Below are 4,565 nucleotides of genomic sequence, written 5' to 3'. Positions count from 1 at the left end.
TGAATCGCCCCGTGTTTGCCAGAGACTCAATAACTTGAGAAACTGGAACTATGAAAAAATCAAATCGCTATACATCAGAATTTCGTGAACGTGCAATTAGGCTTGTTACCACACAACAGCATGAATACCCTTCTCTTTGGGCTGCGCTAGTATCGATTTCAGATAAACTGGGATGTACCCCAGAAACACTTAGAGCATGGGTCAAGAAATCTCAAGCTCAACCGTCTAAACCCTCTTCTAATACGCAATCAACTGAAGAACGCCTTGCCGTCTTAGAGCGCGAGAATAAAGAGCTCAAGCGAACGAATGATATCCTGAGGCAAGCTGCCGCTTTTTTCGCCCAAGCGGAGCTCGACCGCAAACAGAAGTAATAGTGGATTTTATTGATGCTTGCAGAGAGCATTACGGTGTCGAGTCAATTTGCAAGGAATTGCCGATTGCACCATCAACGTATTATTCTCATAAACAGATACAAAGAGAGCCTGAGCGACTGTCTAACCGCAAAAAGCGTGATGCTGAGCTGATAATACTCATTCGCGAAGTGTGGGAGGATAATATGTCAGTTTATGGTGCAAGAAAAATATGGAAGCAGCTACAGCTTGACGACCATCAAGTCGCCCGCTGTACAGTCGAACGATTGATGCGAGTTATGGGAATTCAAGGTGTTCGTCGGGGTAAAGCACATAAGACAACGATACCTGACGAGCAACAAGATAAGCCACTTGATTTAGTTAATCGTCAATTTACTGCTGAGCAGCCAAATCAACTTTGGGTAGCTGACATCACCTATGTTGCCACATGGAGTGGGTTTGTTTATGTCGCTTTCGTGATAGATGTTTTTTCACGATACATTGTAGGTTGGCGTGTATCAACGACAATGCACACAGAGCTTATTCTTGATGCGTTAGAGCAAGCTATTTGGCATCGTGGCAACCCCGAAGGGTTAATTCACCACAGCGACAGAGGCAGCCAATATTTGTCTATACGATACACTGAGCGACTTGCTGAAGCTGGAATTCAAGCGTCTGTAGGCAGTGTGGGTGACTCTTATGACAATGCATTGGCTGAAACAATAAATGGATTATTTAAAACAGAGATTATTCGCAGAAATGGCCCGTGGAAGAATGTTGATGCTGTTGAATACGCAACGTTAGAGTGGGTCAATTGGTTTAATAATCAACGCTTATTATCTTCAATTGGGTATATTTCACCAGCTCAATATGAAACAGACTACTATGATAATTTAAACGAGTCAGGTAAAGTGGCCTGACTTAAACAAACTGGTCTCCGATGAACTCGGGGCGATTCAGAATCAGGACATGTCACTCTTAAAGGTCAAGGGTTAGAAAGGATAGTCGACGCTTTATCAATTAGTGAAAGGCCTTAAAATGTTGAAGACAGAGCTGTTCCAGATCACTGGGAGAGGGACTTGATCCATAGCTCAGGAAATAAATTTATCGCGACTCTAGTTGAGCGACATTCTAGGTGTGTAATGTTAGTAAAAGTACCTAGTAATAAAACAAAGCCAGTGACTGAAGCGTTGATTAAACAAGCTAATAAGTTACCCCAGTAGAGCTTTATAAATCATTAACCAGGGATAGAGGATGTGGGCTTATTAACTATAAAGACTTTACTCTAGCTATAGATATTCAAGTATATTTCTGTTATCCGTAATCACCTTGGCAACGAGGTTCCAATGAAAATACAAATAGGCTATTAAGGCAATACTTTCCAAAAGGAACTAACTTAAATGAGCATTCTCAGATAAGATTAAACCAAGTTCCAAGCAACGCAATGAAAGACCGCGAAAAACACTAAAATACGAAATACCTGCGAAGCAATTTAATCAGTGTGTTGCATCGAGTGGTTGAACTCACAGCCATAAGCGAATATTGAAAATTTCTTGTATGTATTTTCAGTTTTAAGCACATTATGCGGCTAATGAATAGGATGATTTGTATGCAATAATGGTGTTCATAATATAGTTAGTATTAAAGCTATTAAAACTATTTATAAATATACCCTAAAGTATTTTATTTTTTAGTGCCGTGGCTTTTCTATCATATTCTTCTTGAGTCAATATCCCTTGATTGTGAAGATTCTTGTACTTGAGTAAACTCTTATGTGCAGAGTTCCTTTCAAGCTTCAATTTTATAGTTTTGTATAAATATGGCGTGAATTTTATTGCTAAAATTATCGTAACAGCAATACCTGACAACATAGCATACAGTAAACCAATAAACTGAAGAAGGTCTCCCTGTTCGAAATAAACTGGTCGTATTGCAGTTCCAAATAGTACGACAGCGAAGCCAACAATAGGCTGTATTAATAATTTAAAGTAGTAGTTCTTCCATAAATTTTTACTCATTACCACCTCTTTTTACGATTAGCGTATAACAACTTAAATAAGCACCTACAATTAGTAACTATAATTTACGCAGAACGAGTAAAATTAACTAACCTTTGTCTGATCTTCACCCGATAAAGTGGGCACCATCTACATTTCGATTAACTGTCGATCCAAACTCAGCAGATGATTTATATTCTAAACTATAATGCGAACGCCGCCCATAATAAAAATAATTTAGGTAAACCTTTAATTTTTGCAATAGTTTACTACAGCTCGCCTCTATTAAAAATGGGGGGAGTGCCGCATTACTGGTTGGAAATGGGTTTGGGCAGAAAAGAATTTAGCTCAAACCTAGACTAGTACAATAAAGAGATTGTAACTAATTTTTTTCCTTCTTTAGGCGGGAGCTTATCTCGCGCAATAAAGCAAAACCCCAAAATGTTACATAAAATCGCGGCTACAAATATGACCAAGCCCTTTATGATTACTGTTTTTCATCAGTGTAATTAAGATAGTTGCTATCTAATTTTTCATTTCTGTTAATATGAATTATCAGATTGCTTTATGTTAGATAATTAAATTAACTATGCCTATACATACGGCAAAGGTTACTAGAAGCCAATAAATACGATGAAGAAGCTGTTTCGCACTAATAAGCATTGAGCGGCGACCCCTTATGTATTTCTTTTTATTTTCTTTTGCTAAACCTGAATCAAGAGTTGATTGTATGACATGTGCTTTATCTTTAAGTGATTCAACTCGTAATTCGAGATACTTCGAGTTGGCTTGACTATCATTACCATTAGATTTTGCAACTGCCTTTGCCCAAGTCCCCCTGCAAATATCCCCAGTTTCTAGCTCATCCAGTACTAGTTCGTAAAGCTTCTCCTCTAGCAACCTAGACTTAGCACTATTAAGTCTTAATCGTTTTAACATATTGGTCCTTCCAAAAATAGCATTATAATCTGAAATTAGCTTTCCCGTCTGTTTTTAAGATTTTGACGCCTTTGTAGTGGTCAACTAATTTTGGCCACAGTTTTATTAAGCGTATTCAAGTTTTAGTATATGGTATTTTATTTTTATAAGTAATTAATAAATAGGTATTTTCAACTACGACGAAATACTGGGGTTACAACGTAAACTACCGCTTGTGAATACCTATTTTGTAACCAGGCTTGAGAGTGTCCAAAATGCGTACACTTATTCCTTAATTAATATTTCGCATTGTTATTAATAGTGTAAATAAGCAGTGTTGTGACTGAATTTCTGCCGCAATAGTGCTTATTTACATTATTGTGAATGAGCAATATTCCTACTTTCAACTACGACCTTGAGGTGGGGAAATATCGAAATACTACCTACCATGTTTGATAAACACACTTATATTTTTGGTGTCGTCGCAGTTGGAACGGTATTTTGGTGTCGTCGTAGTTGGAACGGCATTTTGGTGTCGTCGCAGTTGGAACGGTATTTTGGTGTCGTCGTAGTTGGAACGGCATTTTGGTGTCGTCGCAGTTGGAACGGTATTTTGGTGTCGTCGTAGTTGGAACGGCATTTTGGTGTCGTCGCAGTTGGAACGGTATTTTGGTGTCGTCGTAATTGGAGTGGCATTTTGGTGTCGTCGCAGTTACTTTGGTGTTTAGTTGATTATATAAACACAATCTTTGAAATAATAAAAATAACAGTGAAACCTATTTTTCAACTACGACTATGTTGTGGGGAAAAATCGAAGCTCAATAACATGGGTTCTACCTTAGCGGGCATAACCCATGTTTGAGTTTGAAAACTGTATGACTCTTTTAGCCTAACTGTGTTACTTGTTGATTATTGTAAAATAGTAGAATCCAGCCTTACATGTCACAGTTACAGCATTTCTATCATTTGTTTGATTTCTCGATAGCTGATTTTCATGAGAACCTTAAAATATATTATGGGACAACAAAGTAAAGTTTTCCCTTCATGGTCATATTTAAAATTAACGGCAAACTTAACCAAACAAAAGTGCAGCTGTTATCACATAGATTGATGCCCACCTTTTGATGGGCATTTTTTTAATATTTTATAAATAAAGGGTAACCCTAAAGCAGGAACTACACAATAAATACACTAGCACTGCTATAGCCCTTTAAAGTTTGGGGTTGGACGCTCATTCAAATCCCCCCAGCCCAATGCAGGTATTTAAGTTCGTTACTTAAAAACCATAAAAAACCGCCAA

The 4,565-nt window shown here is 37.7% G+C and carries 3 protein-coding genes, 1 pseudogene and 1 other annotated feature; of the genes and pseudogenes, 2 read left to right on the top strand and 2 right to left on the bottom strand.

The features are described 5' to 3' along the window. Window positions 1-50 precede the first annotated feature (50 nt). Together L650_RS0106395 and L650_RS24510 are read left to right on the top strand one after the other, a co-directional pair. Window positions 51-1,270 (top strand): IS3 family transposase gene (locus tag L650_RS0106395; protein WP_223230517.1). Its coding sequence is split into 2 segments (ribosomal slippage): window positions 51-339 and window positions 339-1,270, totalling 1,221 coding nucleotides; the frame shifts between segments, so codons are not numbered across the junction. Then, window positions 329-445: a sequence feature (AL1L pseudoknot), on the top strand. It overlaps the preceding gene by 117 nt. 24 nt (window positions 1,271-1,294) lie before the next feature. After that, window positions 1,295-1,871 (top strand): annotated as a pseudogene (locus L650_RS24510) (IS30 family transposase); the annotation flags it as partial. 152 nt (window positions 1,872-2,023) lie between these two features. Here the strand turns inward: L650_RS24510 and L650_RS0106385 are convergent. Next, window positions 2,024-2,368 (bottom strand): SHOCT domain-containing protein, encoded by a 345-nt coding sequence (locus L650_RS0106385; protein WP_029772573.1) that lies wholly within the window; start codon window positions 2,366-2,368, stop codon window positions 2,024-2,026. Between the two features lie 549 nt (window positions 2,369-2,917). Continuing rightward, window positions 2,918-3,286, bottom strand: a complete 369-nt coding sequence (locus L650_RS0106375; RefSeq protein ID WP_029772572.1) for a hypothetical protein — start codon at window positions 3,284-3,286, stop codon at window positions 2,918-2,920. Window positions 3,287-4,565: the final 1,279 nt, after the last annotated feature.

The organism is Pseudoalteromonas sp. TB51 (assembly GCF_000498055.1).
GTDB classification, from domain to species: domain Bacteria; phylum Pseudomonadota; class Gammaproteobacteria; order Enterobacterales; family Alteromonadaceae; genus Pseudoalteromonas; species Pseudoalteromonas atlantica.
The sequence above is the reverse complement of the archived record's forward strand: the minus strand, read 5'-3'. Positions and strand labels throughout refer to the sequence as shown.